The following is a 19,642-nucleotide window of genomic DNA, read 5'->3' as shown; positions in this document are numbered from 1 at the left end:
AGGAGCGCATCGAGAAGGGTCCCGGCCCTAGTCATGCCTGGTCGAGATAAGGCCGAACGTGTTCCCGGATCCACTCACAGCCTTCCCCGGAAAGTACATCTACATGGTGAGGCACTCTAAGGAGTGGGGATCGGGTCCACCCCCTGACGAACTGCTCGAAAGCCTCGTGGATGGCCCGGAGTCGTTGGCCGTCAGTTGACTCACCCTGCCGGCTACGTTCCTCCACTCTCCCAACAATCTGTGCCGGGCTCATCTCTCGATAGATCAGGAGGTCCGGCACGAGGTAGTCGCGCTCGAATCGAGTGGCGATCTCCTGGAGCAGTTCGAACTCTCGGGTGCTGAGAACCCCTTGATCCAAATATGACTTCGAGTATGCGCCGTGATGTTCAAAAGGGGTTCGATCCTCGAGCACTACTTGTGCCGTGGTGGCCGCGATGAGCTCCCCAAGGAGATCATGCCTGTTTGCTGATGCCGCTAAGAAATGCGCCTGGCTTTGAAAGACCCACCTGCTTGGGTTCGACTGGGCGTCTCCAAAGAAGGGATTCAGCTCTTCTATGGCTCCCTCTAGGAGGGTCTCAGCCTCCCAGGTGTCTGCGATCTGTGCTGCAAGGGTCGTCGCGCCCGCCCCCACACTCCCAGTAACGACGATGTACTTCGGGGTCATACTGCTGCCTTGTGCAAAGATCGAATCTGATCTGGTTCGCCAAACCACTCGGTGGGTCGTTGGAGCCAGCTTCGGAGAGACGACCGCAAGTCCGCGCCGCCATGGAACGTGCAAACGACACCACCCGCGTCGGTGATCAGGCCCTCTGCGAAACGAGAACCCCTCTCGCCTTCGCGCTTCAGTCCGAGTACGCGACGGTTGGATGCCAACGCCAAGACGATCTCAGCGCCAACTCCGGTGGACGGAAGCCCGACATGAGCGATGACCGCGTCTGCCTCGTTCAGCGCAGCCACATCAGTGGCGAAAACTGTCTCGGCAGAAAGGTTTCCGTCTGCGATCGGATCAGTGCTGAGATGCGGTACGTAGGCTTCGTGGCCACTCTCCTCGACAACAGCGGCGAGTGCTTCGTAGAAACCGCGCGCTGTCTGGAGATCGTTCGAACCTTGTAGGGGGCCTGAAATGTATATACGCATGTTGCTCCTATGCGCGCGGCGACTTTGTGTGGTACAGAACATAGATTCGCCCCTCATCCGGGGTGGGTGTCGCCCGTTCTAGGCCCACGAGCTCGTTTCGACGAACCTCGACCTTCCAGGCTGACACATGGTACATCGCTGTCATGCCCGGGATGTCTGGACGCACCTCATCCGCGAACGCTTCCCCTGCGGTTGCGGCGATCTCGACAACGTCTGGGTGCAGTCGTGACGACGAGAGTCCTGGAGGCAAGAAGGTGGCGGTGCCGCGGTTCTGGGTCTTTGATGTCCGCCAAGCGACCCCCCGTGGATGGTCACGAGACAGCTCCCAGAACATGATTCCCCAGTTCGGATGCACCTCAGTGACTCGTCGCATGGCTGCTTCCCTTGAGACCCAGAAACGCCTCGCGAGCTCGTCTATGGAACTTCGTGAGAGCTCGCCCAGCTCCTCTAGGGCGAAGGTGAAGGACTGCGCCGGCATCAAGATCTGTGCGGCAGCTGTGTTGCACAGTCGCTCTACGCGTGCATGGAGTGCGTCGGAGCGCAGCTCCCTCACGTGCTCCGGGTTGTCCGCTACAGCCGAGAAGAGAAGGATGTGACCGATCTCGTGTGCGATGGAGAACCGACGCCGCTCACTCGACAACTCGCTAGGGACACGGATATGCCACGCGCTCTCCCTGACAGCGAGGGAACCGTGGTCGATCAGATTGCCTCCTGCGTCTCGCGATCCGGGCATGATCTTGACGGTCGCTCCAAATTTGTCAGCAACAGCTCGAGGATCGACGGGGGTGACGCGCCGAAAGGCGCTGATGGTGTCCTCCACCGCCTGCGCGACGGCGCGTTCCGGTGTCTCGGCTCCCCAGTATGCGGAGAATGCACTGAGCGCGTCCGACACGGATCAGTTACTCCGACGCAATTCGCGCAGAACTTCGACCACGGCGTTGCGGGTCATCTCAGACTGTGCACCATCCCGAGCAGCGAGTGTGAAGTCCAAATGCCCCAGGGTCGTACGTACCTGGAGCAACTCGTCGACGGTCACCGGCGCATCCGCTGTCTGTTCATCACGCAGGATTGAGATCAACCAATCGAAGTCTCGAGAACTGTCCGCGGCGCGCTGGACGGACTCGGCGACGGTGGGAGTCCGGTTCAGAGTATCGAGATCCTCGAGGTCAAAAAGCGCGTCGCCGAAGTCATCGCCCGCTACGGGGTCTGGCCCTAGTACCTTCTCAATGACCGCCTCAGCTCCGGATCGGAAGTGAGGCGCGAGGCCCTGACAGGTGGCGCGCGCCTCGTCACGGAGGCCATGCTTAGCCAAAACGTAGGCGTACAGCACTTCGAAGAGGTCGACCCAGTATTCGCCGAGCTCCTCCCGAGCTTGTGCCGCGAGCGGAGCCAATTCTTCAGCCATTGCAGCGTTCCGGATCTTCGCCTCAAAGACAGCGAGTTTCTGGACTCTTGCCATAGCGTCCCCAGGCGGCATGGAGGGCATGGTCTTTGATTCAGGCGCATCCGTGTCGGCAATTTTCGCGCGATCTGACTCCATCTTGTCGAAGACATGCATCGAAGCTGCCCAGTGAACGTAGCGCAGGAACGGCACCCCCACCTCGGTTGCAACTATTTCGCCGAGCATCGAGAACTCGAAAAAGTTGTAAGGCAACAGAGTGACGGCGTTGTTTGAACGCATCACAGTCGTCATGACGAGGCCGCCTCCCCGCACATGGAAGAACAAACCGAACGTACAAGGAATATCGCGAGATTCGCGGACGGCGTCTTCGGGGAGCCACACGACAGCGGCAGCGCGCCTACTGTCTGGGTCTCGTCTGAGCTCTGCGACCACACCGGCGATCTGATTCGTCCCGGGCGAGGAGTTGAAGAGGCGGCGTCCGTAGGAGGAGCCAGGCACGGACAGCTCGTCGTCCGAAAAGCTCCTGACTCGACTCTCGTAGTACGCAATGTCTTCTAGGCGGTCGGAGCCGGCTATGAGCCAGACGAACCGCGCGATCGCGCCCACCGTGTTGAGGGCACGTCCCTTGATGCCAATTCTCGCCAGCGGATTGGCCATTCCAGTGCTATAGCCGAGGAGCTCCTTGGACGACCCTCGGGTCGTGTCATGGCCCAGCGACTCACCTTTTTCGAACACGTCTCGGCACGCCCTGACCAGGGCATCGTCGGCGTCGTTAGGCAGATAATTTTGCATGCAGGCCTCCACAGTCTGTGGTGGCTAACTTAGTCACGATGTGAATCTGAATCCAGTGGCGCCGTTTTTTTAGACCGGCTGTCGAGCGGGCGGAGACGCCCCGGAACTCCCTACTAGTGCCTGTGGAAGCCGTGCACGCAGAAGTACGTGGGCTGGGACGGATGGCGGCGAGCCGGCAGAGATGGCCGGTTTCTGAACCGTCAGCGCTCGTTGCCGGGCCCGCGGTTCGTCTGCCGCGGCCCGGCACCACTCTCCTCGCGCCGACGAACGGACGACCGATGCCCGGGCATGAGCTGCACGCCGACGGTTACGACCTCGTCGCGTTGAGAGGATCGACAGACAGTGACCGCAAAGCTCTCGAAGTCGCCCCGATCCAGCGGACCAACCAGTACGCCGAGATCCACATACCTGTGGAGCTGAGCTCGCCGAGCCCGAGCCCGACCCCGCACCCCGCCCCACCCTCGTCATCCTCCTCGAGTCCCCGCACGCGGGCGATGTCGACTCGAACCTCGCCTACGCCAGAGCTGCCATCGCTGACAGCCTCGACCGCGGGGAAGCGCCGATCGCCTCCCATCTGCTCTACACGCAGCCGGGCATCCTCGACGACGCAGACCCCGCCGAACGAGCGAAGGGCATCGCCGTAGGCCACGCCTGGACCGGCGTCGCGTCGAAGCTCGTCGTCTACACGGACCTCGGCATCAGCCCCGGCATGGAAGCCGGCATCGCCGCGGCTCGCAGCTGGGCGCACGAGGTGCCGATCGAGTACCGAACGCTGCACTGACGTCGAACGCTCAGCGCCCGCCGGGCTCTCTCGCACAGAGAGCCCGGCGGGCGTTTCGTCGTTTCCGGCCGAGTTCGCGCATAGGGCATGTGCACGCGCTCCACGGCGAGTTCACGGTTCCGGCCGAGTTCGCGCATAGGGGCACGTGCACCTAGCCCCAAGGGCGAGTTCACGGTTCCGGCCGAGTTCACGCATAGGGCACGTGCACGGCTTCCACGCCGCGACGCCACGGTCCGATCCCGGGTTCGCGCATAGGGAGCACGACGCAGCCCCCAAGAGCGAGTTCACGGTTCCGGCCGAGTTCGCGCATAGGGAGCAGGACACCCAGCTCAGGCCGGGGATCTACGTCGCACTGGCACTCGCTTCGGCGCTGCGCCGCCTTCCACTGTTCCGTCCCGAAAGGACCACATGACCATCACGTCCACCCCTCGCGCCCGCTCGGGGCCGAGTAAGCGCAAGATCGGCGCGGCCGTCACGGCACTCGCGATCGCGGCGCCGCTGGCGAGCGTTGCGTTCCTGACGCCTGCCGCAGTCGCCGCACCTGGCGACCAGTGCACGATCAACGCCGTCATCGAGCAGGACATCACGCAGTCCTTCTCCGCCGCGAACTTCGATAACACGAAGGCGCAGATCTCCAACGTCTTCGACACGTTCGAGGGCACCGGCATCCCAACCACGATCGGTCTGAGCTCCTTCGGGTCCATGGCTCCGCTCCCGACCGCGCCATCGCTCGTCGGTGTGGACGCGAACTCTGCCGCGGGCGCTCAGGCGCTGCGTGATCAGGTGGCGTCCTACAACTACATGACGACCCCGACTGGGCAGGTCGATCAGAAGGGCGAGCCGGCCAGCGGCTCCAACGCCACGAACTGGCAGGCGGGTCTCCAGGACGCGTTCGCCAACGCGCAGGCGCAGGGCGCGAACAAGATCGTGTTCATCACCGATGGTGTTGCGAACGCGTACACCAACTCGAGCGGTCAGTACATCAAGGACTCGATCGACGACACGATTAAGGCGCAGGCCGCTGCTGCCGCCGGTGACGTCGCCGACCAGATCCGCGCTGCGGGCATCGAGCTGCAGATCTCGTTCGTCCGCACGAACGCAGTCGGCGGTGGCGGACTCGACGACACGATGTTCCCCGCGAACCCTGACCTCGTCGTGCAGTCGATGCAGGAGCTGCAGCCTGGCTTCACGATCGGGAACGTCATCTCGGTCGAGGACATCGCGGATCGCATCCTCGCGAGCACGCTCGCGGACTGCTCGCCGGCGATCTCGCTGGTGAAGTCCCACACCGACGCTGACATCATCGATGTCAACGGCGACGGCTTCACGAACGCCGGCGACCAGGTTGTCTTCACGTTCGTGGCGCAGAACACCGGCACCATGGCGCTCACGAACGCGGTCGTCACCGACGCGGACCTGTCCGCTGCAGGGGTCGGCCTCGTCAATGGGGGCAAGCTCGGCTCGCTCGCCGTCGGCGCATCCGGCACGGTCAAGTCCGAGCCGTACACGCTCACGCAGGCCGACGTCGACGCCGGGTTCTTCCACAACGTCGCCACCGTCAAGGCAACCAGCCCCAAGGGGCCCGTCACCGACGAAGACGACGACCGCGTGCCCACGAACGACGCCAAGCCCGGCATCAACCTCGTGAAGTCCCACAAGGTCTCGAGCATCGTCGACGCCAACAACAACGGCGTCACCGACGCAGGCGACACCGTCGTGTTCGACTTCGTCGCCAAGAACACCGGCAACGTCGCAATCACGGAGCCCGTCGTCACCGACCCAACGCTCGAGGCCGCAGGCGTGAAGCTGGTCAACGGCGGCAAGCTCGAGACGCTCGCTGTGGGCGCTTCGGCATCGACGAAGTCGGAGCCGTACACGATCACGCAGGCCGACACCGACGCGGGCCAGTTCCTGAACGTCGCGACCGTCACCGGCAACACCCCCAAGGGGCCAGTCGATGACGATGACGACGACAAGGTCCCCACGAACGGCACCCCGGGCATCAAGCTCGAGAAGTCGCACGACGCCGAGGACATCACCGATGTCAACAAGAATGGCCTCGTCGACGCGGGTGACACGGTCGTCTTCGACCTCACGGCGTCCAACACGGGTCACCTGACGATCGAGAACGCGGTCATCACCGACAAGATGCTCGCTGACGCGGGCGTCACCCTCGAGGGCGACGGCAAGCTCGGCACGATCGCCGTAGGCCAGTCCACGACGATCAAGTCCGCGCCGTACACGATCACCCAGGCCGACGTCGACAACGGTGGCTTCACCAACGTCGCGATCGTCACGGGCGACACCCCCAAGGGTCCTGTCGATGACGATGACGACGACAAGGTCCCCACGGACCAGAAGCCGTCGATCGAGCTCGTCAAGTCGCACGTCCCTGAGGAAATCGTCGACGTCAACGAGAACGGCGTCACCGATGCTGGCGACCAGGTCGTGTTCGACTTCGACGCGAAGAACACCGGCACCGTCACCATCACCGACGCGGTCGTGACCGACGAGATCCTCGCCGGCTTCGACGTTGCGCTCGTTGACGGCGGCAAGCTCGGCACCATCAAGGTCGGCGAGACGGTCTCCACCAAGTCGGAGGCGTACACGATCACGCAGGCTGACGTGGACGCAGGCCAGTTCCACAACGTCGCAGTCGTCGACGGTGACACCCCGAAGGGGCCGGTTACGGACGACGATGACGACGAGGTTCCCACCGACGGCACGCCCGGCATCTCCATCGAGAAGTCGCACAAGCCTGAGGCCGTCGTCGACGCCAACAAGAACGGCGTCACGGATGCTGGCGACACGGTCGTCTTCGACTTCGATGTGAAGAACACCGGCAACGTGACCATCACGGAAGCCATCGTCACGGACGAGAAGCTGGCAGCTGCGGGCGTCGAGCTCGTAGACGGCGGCAACGTCGGAGCCCTCGAAGTCGGTGCATCCGCCTCGACCCAGTCGAAGCCGTACACGATCACGCAGGCGGACGTTGACGCCGGCAAGTTCGTGAACGTCGGCAAGGTCACGGGCGACACCCCGCGCGGCCCTGTCGAGGACAACGACGACGACGAGGTTCCCACGAAGCCCGCCCCGGTCCCGCCGGCGCCCGCTTCCAACGGCTCCTCGCTCGCCACCACGGGCGCTGAGCAGGCTGGATTCGGCGCCGCGATCGGCGCTGGCATCCTCGCCCTCCTGGGCGGAGCTGCGTTCTTCATCCGCCGCAACCGTCGCCGCGAATCCGTGGCAACGGGCGCTGAGTCGCAGGACTAGTCCCAGCAGGTGAACCCAGTGGCCCGCATCTCTTCCGAGGTGCGGGCCACTGCTCGTTTCACGCCCCCGCATAGCTGAGACGACCGAGCCGCACACAGTCCCAGTGCCGCCTCCCCAGACGAAACGAACGGAACCCCCGATGCGAACCGCAGCAAGCCGCCTGCTCTCCGCCCTGGTGCTGAGCACAGCCCTGATCGGCACGACGATGACCCCCGCCGTCGCTGCCACCCTCACCCCGACGCCCACCCCAACACCGAGCGGCGATGCCTGCGCGACGCCCACGCCCACCTGGACGGCAAGGATCACCCCCACTGCCGCTCCGACCGCGACGGCTACCCTGACGCCTACGCCTACGCCTACGCCTACGCCGACAGCCACCGCGACGGCTACGGCAATCCCGGCTCCGACGCCCACCCCGACAGCGTCCGAGGACTGCGCCTCCACGCTCGCACTCACGAACGCCACGGTCGACTCGGCCCCGACCGCGGCACCGGAAAGCACCTCCAAGGTCGCCGCGCCCGCGACCACCGCCGAGGTGAGCACCGCGCCGACTGCCGCTGCTCCGACCCCGGAGGCGACGACGGCCCCGAGCGAGTCCGCTGCGCCCGCCCCGAGTGACGAACCCGTCGTCGAGACGTTCTCCGCCCCGGAAGCTCGCTCAGCGCTGCCGTACAGCCCCAAGACGGTGCAATGCTACGGCTCCTCCTCGGCGGACTACCTCTGCGGCGGCGGCTTCCTCAACATGCCCGGCTGGACCGTCAAGAACCACGCCATGGGCGCAGTCGGCCCCGTCTCCATCGGCGTGACCTCCGGCATCTACCAGACCCAGCTCGGGCAGACCGTCCTCATCCCCGCGTCCGGTTCCGTCAACATCGGCGGCGTCTGGGGCCTTCCGATGGAAGCGAAGTACCTCGGCCGCCTGCAGATGGACGTCGAAATCGGCGGCATCACGGGCGAGCTCACCCACTACCCAGACCTCGCTGACACGAGCACGCATTGGAAGTTCACCCGCGACTCGGCCGGCTCCGCCAAGTGGGTCGGTGCGGGCACGAACCTCAACTCTCTCGACAAGCCCGCCCCCGGTTCCACGAGCGTTATCTGGGTCGGCGCGAACGGTGTCGAAGATGAAGCGCGCGTGAAGGAGGTCATCTCGAAGATGGTCAACCAGAACAACGCCGTCGGCGCGAAGTACGTGGTCATGCAGCTCTCGCCGCGCTGGGACTACTCGAACCCCATCAACAACCACCGCAACAGCGTCAATGCCTGGATCGCGAAGACCTATGGCGAGAAGGTCGTGCCGCTCTCCGACTACCTGTTCAACGGCGCCATCTACGAGGCAGGCCGCGCCCCCAGCCAGGCCGACCGCGACGCCATGAGCGTCGGCCTCATGCCCCGCTCGTTCTGGAAAGACGCGAACGACACCACCCACATGAACGCGTCCGGCAACACCGTCGTCGGCAACCTCATCAAGCGGTTCGTCCGAGACGGCTACACCCACTCCCAGGCGGTCCAGCGCTTTGATGTCAACGCGACCGCCAACATCTCGGTCTCCGGCAACCAGCTCACCGTCACCGGCCACGCCTTCGACATGAGCGACATGTACGTCCCGATCTACATGGGCATCACCGTCAACGGCCGATGGAACGCGACCCTCGCGAACCAGGGCTCCTCCAATCTGCACGCCTACGGAATCCCCGGCAACCACGGCTACTCCTGGTCCAAGACGCTGAGCCCCGGCAAGTACCAGATCTGCACCGTCGGGGCGAACATCCTCGCCGGCAAGGACAGCCTCCCGCCGTGCAAGACCATCACCGTCAAGAAGTCCGCAGCCCCCATCGGTGGAGTCATGGACGCACCAGCCGCCAACGGCATGCACCAGTTCGCCGGATGGTCCTACGCGCCGAGCACCCCCAGCCGGTCGATCCCCGTCGCGATCCTCGTCGACGGCAAATGGCACCACGTGACCAGCGCCAACCGCGAGTCGCCGTATCTCTCCGGCGTCCCCGGCAAGCACGCCTTCTGGACAGCCGCGGCATTCTCCAAGGGCAAGCACTCCATGTGCGCCGTCGCGATCGAATCCGACACGAACATGACCAACCTCGGCTGCACGAACTTCACCATCAAGTAGCCCGAACCAGCCTGGCCTGTTCCGGCCCCGTCGGCCTGATCTCGAGGCGGGCGGGGCCGGAAGCATCGGGCCCCGCATAGATGCGGCATGGACATAGAACGATCCGACTGGCCCGCGACCGCAGCGGTGGCCAACGTCGGCGGAACTCTCGCCTGCCCTGGTGCTGGCTCGAGCCGGGGGCCAGATCTCCTGCAGCGCGGTCGTGGCTTGGGCCACGTCGTCGCTAGAGACCTGGTGAGCCAGCTTCCCCCGTGCATCACGAGATGCCCCGGGGAATTGTGAGCGGAAGTGACGGGAATCGCGCATGACTGTCGCCAGTTTGTTTCATTCCGTCCCACTCATCGTGTCGCCCCCCGTACCGGTCCATTGCTTCCCTAAGTTAAGGCCTGCTCATGAAACGAACCACCGCCATCACCACCGCAGCCGCGATTGCCGTCTCACTCCTGGCCGCTGCCGCGCTCACTGTCAGCGCCCGTCAGCAGCTACCTGTCGTCGACGCCGTGACCTGCACCGTGACCGCCAAGTCCGCCACTGATGGGCCCGAGCAGATCGAACATCTGCGGATCGACACCGCCGTGTGTGGGAGCTTCCGGATCGCCGACCCGATCCTCGTCGAAGCCGGGACCCGCGGGGACCTCTACCGCTCCATCGAGACCGGGCAGACGTACACATTCGACACCCGCGGCGACCGTATCGAGTTCCTCAGCCTCGTCCCGAGCATCGTTGCGGCCACACCCGCCGAGTAGGGGGCACAACAAGCTTGGTGGGGCCGAGCACCGGTGTGAAGTCATGCTTCATCCAGCGCTGACGCCGGAGCCTCGCCACGCTCCACGGCTCGGCGCAGGTGCCGGTACTCGCGCAGGTGCGCGACGATCTCGCGTTCCTCGCCCCTGATCGGATCAGCAGCTTCGGGGGAGTCGCGTAGCTCCGCCGCCTGAATCTTCGCGAAGACCTGGGCGAAATCCACGGCGACGCTTGTCGGCAGGTCGCCGTGGGCGATGAGGGTGCTGAGGAATGGCATCGTGTCGAGCAAATCGGACGACGTGAGTCTGCTGAACCAGGTCGAAATCGAGGCTGACATCCTTCGGCTCACTTCTAGCTGGGAGCAAGTGCCGTCCCCACATGCAGGAAACCGTCCTGCAGTGCAACGACACTGAACTCGGCAGCTGCATCGTCAAATCGCGAATGTCACCGAACTCAGATGCTTGGCATCAGGAACCGCAAGGCCGCGGAGTTTCCCCGCGATCGAAATCGATGAGTGCACATGATTCGGAGCCGGTCTCCGCGCTCCTGGAGCGACGCGTTCGAGTCACGTATGCGCGCGCGGCGAGTGCAACGTCAAGGCAGCCAGATGGGAAAGAGGGGCGCAGTCGAGGCTCTACGTGTTGCGGTCCGAGGTGAGAACGCGCTGCACCCTTCGACCAAGAGGTTCCCCAACTTTCTTGGGAGGGTGCAGCGCGTGCTTGTTTTCAGGCACCCATGGAGGGTCGCCTGAGGTTCTCGTGGCTGGCGGGTTGCCTGCTCTTCGGATGAGGGCGAGAGATTGGGACTGGTTAGGTCCAGGAGATGCGGATGAACCCCTGGTTCCCGCCGGAAGGGGCCGCTCCCTGCGACGTCAATGCGATCCTTGAGCCGCCTGAGTAGGAGGATCCTGCGCCGCCTCCGGTGACCAGTGTTGCCCGCAGGTTGGTTGCGGTCGCCGTCGCGCCGACGCCACCACCTCCGCCGCCTCCCGCGTAGCCTCCTCCGCCGCCTCCGGAAACGCCTTGGATCTCGGCCACCGCTACGAGACTGCCCGCTCCGCCGTTGCCGCCTCCGGCGTTGCCCGTGCCGTGGTTTCCGCCGTTTCCGCCATTGACCGGTGATGAGAAGGCGATCTGTGGGGCGTTGGCGTTGTAGGCCTGTCCGGTTCCGCCTGCGCCGCCGGTTGCGCCGGACGCCGCTCGGCCGGGCGAGCCGAGACCGGGACGTGTGTTCGTGGTGTTGGTCGAGGCCACGAAGTAGTTGAGGCTCCGGCCGTTGCCGTTTTGAGGTGTCGCTCCTGCCGCGCCGGAGCCGAATGGCACGCCATTGGTGGTGGTCGTGAGGACCGCCTCTCCTCCCCAGCCGTCTCCGGTGGAGCTCGACTGCCAGTTCGCGACGTGGGCGCCGCCGGCCCCTCCCGCAACGGTGTAGGGCGTGGTGCCGATGAGGATCGCGGTGCCGCCTCCGCCGCCGACGCCGCCTCGGCTTTGGGCGGGGGTCGAACCGCCGTTGCCGTAGCCGGTACCGCCCACGCCCCCGGATGCGCTGCGGGTTCCAGCTGCACCGACTACCAAGCGCAACGTGACCCCGCGGCTGGGAAGTGCGAACGTGCCCGTAAGGCGGGCTCCCGCGAGTGCGGCCGATCCCTGGCCAGCGGCTGATCCGCCACCGATGATTTCGAATGTGACCGACGAGACGCAGGTCGGGATTGCGAGGTCGTAGGTCCCCGGTCCAAACTCGCGCGAGTCGGGGGATCCGCAGGAGGCCGCCGCGAAAGGCGCGGCGATTCCGGTTGCGATGACTGGGGCAGTCCAGGCTGCTGCGGTCACAACTGCGCGACGCGAGACGGGTTTCTTGGCTTGCGGGGAAGTGGGGTGGTGTGACATCAGGGACTCCTGTCAGGGGCGGGCCGCCGTGGGACGCGCACGCAGATGGGGCGCGCTGCTTCTGTGGGGGATTGCGTGGGCGCTTCTCGGGGGACTGCGCCGGCTCATGAGGGCCTGCGCGGTCGAGGCGATGCTATTTCTGGGGTCCACGGCGCCTTGGTGCTCGCGACATTTTGGGAGAGTCTCCGACTCAAAGTGGTCGCTGAGCGGCTCCAGCAACTCAAGTTCCAGAAGCGCTTGGATCAAATCTGAGCGTGCCCTTGAAGCTCCGAGGTCGTGTCAGCAGCCCCCAGCCTCAGACCGGGTCAGAGCGGCGCCTGGCGCACGAATCCGAGTTAGCGTGGCGCCCCACTGTGCTGGTTGTTCGCCACTCGGCAGCGGTCTATCCCGACAGGGAACACTCGTATGCGGCGGTTCCGGGCGTCCTAGAGGCGCTGTGCTTAGTGCCATCAACGAGGCCCCGCACGGAGCGTCTTGTGTCCAGGCGCTGACGCGTGCATCCGAACGCGCGACGTATCGTGTGAGCGTTTCCTTCGGCTGATCCGCCGAGGTGATTTGTGTCGTCGCGCGGGACACGCCAAGGCCAGGGTGAATCTCGGGGTGATCCCTGACCCGGTTCCTCGGGCGAATGTCCACGTGCTCTCCGAGGTTTCTGCTGATTCGACGGATTTGCTGTGTCTTTGGCTAGCCAACGGATAGGAGTTGTTGGTTCTACGCCAAGTTTCCGTTGTGCAGAATGTCCGCATGACACAACACGTCGAGTCAGCGAGCGTCTACTCGCATCACAGCTTGGTCCTTCGCGGACAGTCAGCCTTCGACTTCCTAGCAACCTCCGGCTGGCACGCAACTTCTTCTCCCGACGCGTTCGAGTTCCACGCTGACATCGTCAAAAACGACGACTTCGTCGTCTGCCGCTACTCACACAACCAGGCGGAATTCACCTTTGAGCTCCCGACTGTGCTCGCGGGCAAAGAACGAGTCATGCTGCTCGCCGGTGTCGAAGGGGAACTTCTCCTTCACTCGGGGAATCGGTCTGACCTGCTCTCGCCCGGACACATCCTGCGGATGACCCCCGACAGCTTCACGGGAGCCTCGTGTCCTCAGAACGTGTCGTGCATGTTCGTGATCCACCAAGGATTCGACGCCAGAGCGCTTCGGGAGCCGATGAGTGGCCCGGCGCGAAGCCCATATTTCGCTGTTCTCTCGAGTGCAGCCCATTCCATGCTGAACTCCGTCGCCAGACCCTCAGACCCAGGGTTTCTCCGCGTGCAGCGCGCGATCGCGGAACTGGCTCGAGCAGCCTCGCTCGACCCAGCGCTCCTCTCCGCCGACCCTTTGATTCGTCTCTACCAGCAGGCGACCGACCTGCTCGAGTGTGAGGCACCAGACCCTCGCTTCGATGTGGCATCAGCTGCTCACCGTCTCGGCGTCTCACGCTCTCAGCTCCACCGTGCTTTCGCGGCCGTCGGCGAGAGCCCAGGGTTGGTAATACAGGGAATACGGTGCCGGCACGCGCAGGAACTTCTCGAGGGTGGTCTCAGCCGTGATGAGGCCGCTGTCCAGTCTGGGTTCGGGAGTCAGAAACGGATGCTGCGAGCATTCTCCTCATCCGCGAATGCGTGAGAGGCCGGGGGTGGACATCACGGCCGCGCAACACACTCGACTCGAATCCACTCATCGTCGCTCCCACACTTTAGGGCAGGTGTGTCTCGATGTCACCGACAGGGACTCGCCTTCCCCCTGGGCCGTGGCAGACCACGTCGTCGTGCGCTCGATCCAGGCAAAGGGTGCAGAGGCAATGGAGTTGACTCGTCAGTGGGGTTGGGACGCTCTCCCAGAGGCTCGGCAGGAATTCACGCTGCTCGGTGACATCATCAAGAGCGGAGAGCTGGCGGTCGCCCGCTACTGGCACACGCAGTCCGCCTTCACTTACCGCATGCCCGAGGGGTTCGAGCCTGAGCGCTCGCAAATCTTCCTCGCATGTCTCGAAGGGGAAATGACGGTCACGATCGCTGGACACGAGGAACAGCTCAAACCCGGCCGCGTCCTCATCGTCAACCCGGAGGACCTCGTCGGCAAGCGATGCGACGAGGCGGTCGCAACCTTGCTGATCTTCTTTCCGCGACTCGCGCGAACCAGTGCGAACCTCGTCAGCGACGCAGCCTCACCGAGCAGGTACCTACCAATCCTGATCTCGACAGTCAACGCAATGCTGAACTCCAAGATCCACCCTTCTGCTCCCACCTTCGTGCGAATCGAGCGCGCTCTGCGCGAACTCATAGTCGCCATCTCTTCCGAGACTGATCTTCTCGAAGTCACCTCGCCCGAACCAGCCTGCCGACGACTTCACTCTGACGCCATCCGCGTGATCGAAGAGACCGCACGCGACGCCACGACGACGATCGCAACGATCGCGCAGACGCTAGGGGTCTCGAGATCACAACTCAACCGCGCGTTTGCTGAGGCAGGGGACACGCCTTCCGCGAACCTTCGTCGAGCCCGAGTCCGCCTCGCTCTGCAGTGCCTTGCCCAGGGGGAGAGTAGAGCTGACGCCGCGGCACGCTCAGGCTTCGGTAGCACTCGCAGGTTGCGACGGGCGCTCCTCGCTTCAGGGGGCCCCGGACCCAACCCTCGCCAGTAAACGCACGGCAATGGCTCGTGCCGTACCAAGCATCTGCGCCTTTGGCATTGATCGAGTACTCGCGATGATCATGGCCCCGTGACTTTCGGAGGAACGTTCTCGCTGCCTTCCACGGGCGCGGCCGTCTCCGCGGGAAAAACGCTGTGGCTCGGAGGCGTCGGCCTCGTCGGAATGTGCGTGCTCCGTGGATGGGGGACTGGTGTGCCGCCCGCATAGGTCGGGGACACACCAGCTTCCCGAGAGGACACGAATCATGACCGCCAAAGACACCGCCTCTGACCGTGCCGTGGAGCCGGAGATCGGCCTCGAAACCTTTCCCGTGCGCCTCGCCACGACCGTCGAGGTGGAACTTCCCGTGGTTCACCGCACCGGCAACGGTCAGTTTGTCGTCGCAAGCAACCGGCTAGCCAAAGCGGGTACCAGCGTCGTTCGCCCTGCAGAGCATCCCTATTTCGTCGTCCACGTCGCCACCGGGCTCCGCGCGCCGGTCCCGACGGCCGTGGGCAAGCACAACCTCACAACCGCCCGTCAGCTGGCGAACTTCCTTGAGCGCGCCGGATACTTCGACGTGCAAACTGGCAAGCCGCTCGCCGCCGCGGCGGTCATCCGAGCCGGCATCGAAGGGTGGCGTCCGTGAGCGTCCGCCCGCCGCTTCGGGGCAGATGCACGCGAGCCTGTCGTCCGCGCTGCATCGACGCCGTGGCGGAAGCCAACGGAGCCACCGCATGACCGCTCAGCACCTCACCATCTCCGCCGACGGCGGCCCCACGCTCCCGCTTGACGCGGTGACCGAGACGTTCGCGATCCTCGGCAAGCGCGGCAAGGGCAAGACTTCCACTGCCGTCGTGCTCGCCGAAGAGCTCATCCGCGCGGGCCAGCCCGTCATCGTCCTCGACACCGTCGGCGTCTGGTGGGGCCTGCGATCCTCCGCCGACGGGAAGGGCCCCGGCCTCGCCGTCACGATCTTCGGCGGAGACCATGCCGACGTGCCGCTCGAGGACACCGCCGGCAGGGTCATCGTCGAAGCGCTCATGCAGCTGCGCGTGCCCGCGGTCCTCGACCTGTCCCGCCTGTCGAAAGCGGGCATGCGCCGGTTCGCCGCCGACTTCGTAGAGCAGCTGTACCGCGTGAACCGGGAACCGCTGCACGTGATCTTCGACGAAGCGGACGAGTTCGCACCGCAGCGGCCGCAACCGGAAGGGCGACGACTCCTCGGCGCCATGGAGGACTTCGTGCGTCGCGGACGCGCGCGAGGCCTCGGCTGCACGCTCGTCACGCAGCGCCCCGCCGTCATCCACAAAGACGTCCTCACCCAGGCGGAAGTCCTGATCGCGCTCGGCATGACCGGGCCCCGCGACGTCGCCGCGATCGACGAGTGGATCCGCCTCAACGCCGACGACGAGCAAGCCCGCGAAGTGAAAGCCTCGCTCGCGTCCCTCCCGACCGGCACCGCCTGGGTGTGGTCGCCAGGCTGGTTGGAATTGCTCGAAAGGGTCCGCATCCGGCGCCGCACTACGTTCGACTCCTCCGCCACGCCCAAGGTGGGGGAGCGGCGCATCGTCCCGGCTGCGATGGCCGAGGTGGACATCGCGAAGCTCGGCGCGCAGATCGCCGCGACCGTCGAACGCGCCCAGGAGACTGACCCGACCCGGATGCGGAAACGCATCAGCGACCTCGAAGCCGCACTCCGGACCGCCAAGTCAGCCGTGCCCGAGCCTGTTGCCCCGGAAGTCGTGACGGTGCCGGCGCTGACGGAGAGTGACCTCGACCGGCTGGCTGGACTGCTCGCGGAGGCTGATCAGGTGCGCGCTCGGATCGAGGAAGCCGTTGCACCGCTCGCGCAGGCGGTGAGCGCGGCCCGAGGCCCTGGGGGAGCAGCTGCAGCGGTGCCGCCGAGCCGCCGGGAGCCCGCCTCCCGCCCGAAGCCGCCCCCGCGCGTCCGCGAACACGACCCAGACCCCAACGGTGCTGCAGAGGGCCTGTCCAAGGCGGAGCGAGCCATCCTTAGCGTGCTCGCCACCCACGACCGTCCCCTTACGCACGTCCAGCTCGCGATGCTCAGCGGCTACTCGTCCAAGTCCGGCGGTTACAAGAACGCGCTCTCCAAGCTCCGCACCGCCGGGCTCCTCATCGGCGGCGGCACCTCCATGGTCATCAGCGCAGACGGACGCGACGCGATCGCCGGCCAGTACGACGCCCTCCCGGCCGGCCAAGCGCTCGTCGACTACTGGCTCGGCAAGGCCGACAAAGCGCAGCGCGCGATCCTCGAAGCTCTCCTCGACGTGTTCCCGGAGAACCTCACCCACGACGAGCTCGCCGCGGCCACCAACTACTCACCGACGTCCGGCGGATTCAAGAACGCGCTCTCCAAGCTCCGCACCCTCGAGCTCATCTCCGGACGCGGCGACGGGATGCACGTCAGCGACACGCTCGGAGAGGCGCCGGGGCGGTAACCGGCCGTCGACTCAGGAGCCTGTAGCGCGGCGAAGTTCTGCGGCGACGTCTGGGAGCCGGTGCTCAACGACGTCGAACAGGACCTGCGGCTGAACTCGGAAGTACTCGTGCACGAGGATGTTCCGGAGCCCGCGAATCTCAGCCCACGCAATGCCGGGGATCGACGCCGTGAACTCTTCTGGCAGATCGTTCGCGGCGTCCCCGAGGATCTGCAGGTTCCTCGAGATCGCGTCAAACGCCATCTGCTCGAGGGCGTCAGCCTGGTCGTGCGACCACGGCAGGTACTGCTGGCAACGGTCGATCGCGGCGAGCATGTCGGCGACGCGATCTTCCGTGCTCCTGCTCACAGATCGACCGCGTCTCGCAGGGCGGCGTCCGAGACGGGGGCTTTCATCAGCTGCACCGGGAGGATGTCGATGTCAGACCGGCCGAAGAGGGCGCGCGCTTCCTCGAGCAGACCGGAAGCGCGCAGGAGAAGATTGCCGTCCGCGGGCTCCATCTGAACCAGAATGTCGATGTCGCTCCCCGCGGTGGCCGTGCCCCGTGCAGTGGACCCGAACAGCTTCGGGTCACGCGCCGAATACCGCGCCAGAAGCTGTAAGAACTCCGGACGACGCGCGTTGAGCAGCGCTCGCCGCTCGAGCGTGGCCGCAGTCGGTGTCCCCATGCTGTCAGCATACGTCGGCCCTCCGAGCAGCAGAAGAGCCCCGCATAGGAGTACTGACCCCTCAGGAGGAACCTCATGCCAAGACCGTCCAGATCCGCTCCCGTCGCCGAGACGGCGCCCACGCCCGAGCTCGTCCCGGGCGGACGCGTCCGAGCCAACGAACGCTTCTATGGCTACCGCCCGCGTATGCGCGCGGGCGACGCCGGGACGGTCGATCGGCCCTCAGGGTTGTCCTCGGACGACCGCGGCTTCACGGTCGCATGGGACCGCCCCGAAGCGGGCTACTGCCGCGTCGACCCGTCCGAGGTCACCCCGTTCACGCTCGCCGACTGGGTCGCCGAGAACCAGGACCTGCGCCATCAGATCGGCGTCCTCGCCGGACAGCAGCACATCGTCGCCGGCAGCCGCGTCGTGTTCATCGGGGAATCGACCCTCGAACAAGGCGGCTACCTCGACCAGTACCACAGCACCGGACGCGTCCTCGGCGAGGGGAGCGACGGAGTGCTCAGCGTGCGGTGGGACAGGTATGACGCGGACGTGACCGCGCGCCGCCAGGACCTCGCCATGGAAGCCGCATGGTTCGGAGCCGATGCTGCCCCGACCGCACCATCACTGCAGCTCGAGCCAGGCACAGTCGAACCGAACCTTTTCGACCCAGTCGAGCCCGTCAGCGCCGGCATCCTGGACGAAGCACGCGCCACCATCGCCGGGCCCCGTCAGGCCGCGTACGGCAGCGCGACCGACTCGTTCACGGCTATCGGCCGGCACTGGGAGATCATCCTCGGTGTCCCGGTCTCCGCGGCGCAGGTCGCACAGGCCATGATCGCGTTCAAGCTCGTCCGCCTGGGCCGATCGCCCACGCACCGAGACTCGTGGGTCGACATCGCCGGCTACAGCGGCCTCGGTGCCGAAGCGGCACTCAATGGACAGGAGGCAGGAGCGTGAGCTCGACGACGGCAGCGGACGAGCCCCGAAGGTACGAGGAAGTCGAAGCGTTCATCTACGAGTACGATCCCGAAGCCAACGAGGACCGCGACAACTACACCCACCGTCGCCTCTACATCGACGAGGAGACCGGCATCATCGTCGCCGACACAGCCAAGTTCGAGCGCTGGCTGCAGGCCGTCGCACGCCCGAACTCCACTCCGACCGAACAGGACCCCACCGCATGACCACGACGACCACCGGGATCCCGCCCGTGCTCACCGTCGCCACCGACGGCGGATGCAACCCGAACCCCGGCCCCGGCGGCTGGGCATGGGTCGCCGAAGAGCCAGCCCCGGGAGAGCCCGCCCGCTACGGCGCCGGCTCATTCCGGAAGACGACGAACAACATCGCCGAGCTGACCGCTATCAAGGAGGTGCTGCTCGCGTTCCCCGACATCGCACTCACGATCGAGTTCGACTCGCAGTACGCGAAGAAGTGCGTGACCGAGTGGGGACCCAACTGGCGACGTCAGGGCGAGGCGGTGTGGTCGACGAAGAAGAACGTGGACCTCATCTTCGAGATCATCGACATCCTCCAGGCCCGCACCGCCGCCGTGTTCTGGCGGAAGGTGAAGGCGCACGCTCGCGACAACCGGCACCCGTTGAATACCGCCGTCGACAAGCTCGCCAGTCGCATGAGCAGCATCCGTGGCGACACCCGCGAGGAAGGCACAGTCCTCATCGATCGGGAGCTGCGCGGCGCGGCATCACGAGCGCGCCGCTAACCCACCACGTATCCTCAAACCTGCAG

At 65.4% G+C, this 19,642-nt stretch carries 18 protein-coding genes; 10 read left to right on the top strand and 8 right to left on the bottom strand.

Features of this window, described 5'->3' with window-relative positions; genetic code table 11:
- Positions 1-31: 31 nt before the first annotated feature.
- Genes ITJ61_RS04085 through ITJ61_RS04070 form a run of 4 tightly spaced genes read right to left on the bottom strand, consistent with a single transcriptional unit; the run spans position 32 to position 3,331 of the window.
- Positions 32-664 carry a deoxynucleoside kinase gene (locus ITJ61_RS04085; protein ID WP_194685556.1) on the bottom strand — a complete coding sequence of 211 codons (633 nt, stop codon included), beginning with the start codon at positions 662-664 and terminating at the stop codon, positions 32-34.
- Entirely contained in the window at positions 661-1,137 is a 477-nt protein-coding gene (locus ITJ61_RS04080) for a nucleoside 2-deoxyribosyltransferase (RefSeq protein WP_194685555.1), read from the bottom strand. The genes ITJ61_RS04085 and ITJ61_RS04080 overlap by 4 nt, the downstream gene beginning before the upstream one ends.
- 7 nt (positions 1,138-1,144) lie before the next feature.
- Positions 1,145-2,029, bottom strand: coding sequence for an ImmA/IrrE family metallo-endopeptidase (locus tag ITJ61_RS04075; protein WP_194685554.1), 885 nt, complete (start codon positions 2,027-2,029; stop codon positions 1,145-1,147).
- A gap of 3 nt (positions 2,030-2,032) precedes the next feature.
- Positions 2,033-3,331, bottom strand: coding sequence for a thymidylate synthase (locus tag ITJ61_RS04070; protein ID WP_194685553.1), 1,299 nt, complete (start codon positions 3,329-3,331; stop codon positions 2,033-2,035).
- A 1,189-nt stretch (positions 3,332-4,520) separates the two neighbouring features.
- Here ITJ61_RS04070 and ITJ61_RS04065 point away from each other — a divergent pair.
- The 3 genes from ITJ61_RS04065 (at position 4,521) to ITJ61_RS04055 (ending at position 10,259) form a co-directional block, all read left to right on the top strand.
- The gene (locus ITJ61_RS04065) at positions 4,521-7,385 is read left to right on the top strand and encodes an LPXTG cell wall anchor domain-containing protein (RefSeq protein WP_194685552.1); all 2,865 of its coding nucleotides are present in this window, start codon (positions 4,521-4,523) and stop codon (positions 7,383-7,385) included.
- Positions 7,386-7,524: 139 nt separating this feature from the next.
- Positions 7,525-9,513, top strand: coding sequence for a hypothetical protein (locus ITJ61_RS20035; protein WP_267238077.1), 1,989 nt, complete (start codon positions 7,525-7,527; stop codon positions 9,511-9,513).
- Between the two features lie 392 nt (positions 9,514-9,905).
- Entirely contained in the window at positions 9,906-10,259 is a 354-nt protein-coding gene (locus ITJ61_RS04055) for a hypothetical protein (RefSeq protein WP_194685551.1), read from the top strand.
- Between the two features lie 41 nt (positions 10,260-10,300).
- Here ITJ61_RS04055 and ITJ61_RS04050 read toward each other — a convergent pair whose 3' ends face one another.
- Both ITJ61_RS04050 and ITJ61_RS04045 read right to left on the bottom strand, forming a co-directional pair.
- Entirely contained in the window at positions 10,301-10,534 is a 234-nt protein-coding gene (locus ITJ61_RS04050) for a hypothetical protein (protein ID WP_194685550.1), read from the bottom strand.
- A gap of 532 nt (positions 10,535-11,066) precedes the next feature.
- Positions 11,067-11,789 (bottom strand): hypothetical protein, encoded by a 723-nt coding sequence (locus tag ITJ61_RS04045; RefSeq protein WP_194685549.1) that lies wholly within the window; start codon positions 11,787-11,789, stop codon positions 11,067-11,069.
- Between the two features lie 1,098 nt (positions 11,790-12,887).
- Here ITJ61_RS04045 and ITJ61_RS04040 point away from each other — a divergent pair.
- The 4 genes from ITJ61_RS04040 to ITJ61_RS04025 all read left to right on the top strand — a co-directional run bounded on the left by ITJ61_RS04040 (position 12,888) and on the right by ITJ61_RS04025 (position 17,237).
- Positions 12,888-13,766, top strand: coding sequence for a helix-turn-helix domain-containing protein (locus ITJ61_RS04040; RefSeq protein ID WP_194685548.1), 879 nt, complete (start codon positions 12,888-12,890; stop codon positions 13,764-13,766).
- A 124-nt stretch (positions 13,767-13,890) separates the two neighbouring features.
- Positions 13,891-14,784 (top strand): helix-turn-helix domain-containing protein, encoded by an 894-nt coding sequence (locus ITJ61_RS20200; protein WP_194685547.1) that lies wholly within the window; start codon positions 13,891-13,893, stop codon positions 14,782-14,784.
- Between the two features lie 253 nt (positions 14,785-15,037).
- Positions 15,038-15,421, top strand: a complete 384-nt coding sequence (locus ITJ61_RS04030) for a hypothetical protein (RefSeq protein ID WP_194685546.1) — start codon at positions 15,038-15,040, stop codon at positions 15,419-15,421.
- Between the two features lie 88 nt (positions 15,422-15,509).
- Positions 15,510-17,237 (top strand): ATP-binding protein, encoded by a 1,728-nt coding sequence (locus ITJ61_RS04025; RefSeq protein ID WP_194685545.1) that lies wholly within the window; start codon positions 15,510-15,512, stop codon positions 17,235-17,237.
- A 12-nt stretch (positions 17,238-17,249) separates the two neighbouring features.
- Here the strand turns inward: ITJ61_RS04025 and ITJ61_RS04020 are convergent, their stop codons facing one another.
- Together ITJ61_RS04020 and ITJ61_RS04015 are read right to left on the bottom strand one after the other, a co-directional pair.
- A complete protein-coding gene (locus ITJ61_RS04020; RefSeq protein ID WP_323744294.1) occupies positions 17,250-17,585 on the bottom strand; it encodes a DUF86 domain-containing protein in 336 nt (111 codons plus the stop codon).
- Complete coding sequence (locus tag ITJ61_RS04015) at positions 17,582-17,905, bottom strand: nucleotidyltransferase family protein (protein WP_194685544.1); 324 nt, start codon at positions 17,903-17,905, stop codon at positions 17,582-17,584. Before ITJ61_RS04015 ends, ITJ61_RS04020 begins: the two co-directional genes overlap by 4 nt.
- Before the next feature lie 75 nt (positions 17,906-17,980).
- Here ITJ61_RS04015 and ITJ61_RS04010 point away from each other — a divergent pair, with 75 nt between their 5' ends.
- The 3 genes from ITJ61_RS04010 to ITJ61_RS04000 are packed head-to-tail and all read left to right on the top strand — an operon-like array spanning position 17,981 to position 19,616.
- Positions 17,981-18,850 carry a DUF6378 domain-containing protein gene (locus tag ITJ61_RS04010; protein ID WP_194685543.1) on the top strand — a complete coding sequence of 290 codons (870 nt, stop codon included), beginning with the start codon at positions 17,981-17,983 and terminating at the stop codon, positions 18,848-18,850.
- Complete coding sequence (locus ITJ61_RS04005; RefSeq protein WP_194685542.1) at positions 18,847-19,077, top strand: hypothetical protein; 231 nt, start codon at positions 18,847-18,849, stop codon at positions 19,075-19,077. Before ITJ61_RS04010 ends, ITJ61_RS04005 begins: the two co-directional genes overlap by 4 nt.
- Positions 19,074-19,616, top strand: coding sequence for a ribonuclease HI (locus ITJ61_RS04000; RefSeq protein ID WP_194685541.1), 543 nt, complete (start codon positions 19,074-19,076; stop codon positions 19,614-19,616). Before ITJ61_RS04005 ends, ITJ61_RS04000 begins: the two co-directional genes overlap by 4 nt.
- Positions 19,617-19,642 lie beyond the last annotated feature (26 nt).

Origin of the sequence: Pseudoclavibacter sp. VKM Ac-2888 (genome assembly GCF_015351285.1) — a bacterium.
In the GTDB taxonomy this organism is placed as follows: Bacteria; Actinomycetota; Actinomycetes; order Actinomycetales; family Microbacteriaceae; genus Pseudoclavibacter.
The sequence above is the reverse complement of the archived record's forward strand: the minus strand, read 5'-3'. Positions and strand labels throughout refer to the sequence as shown.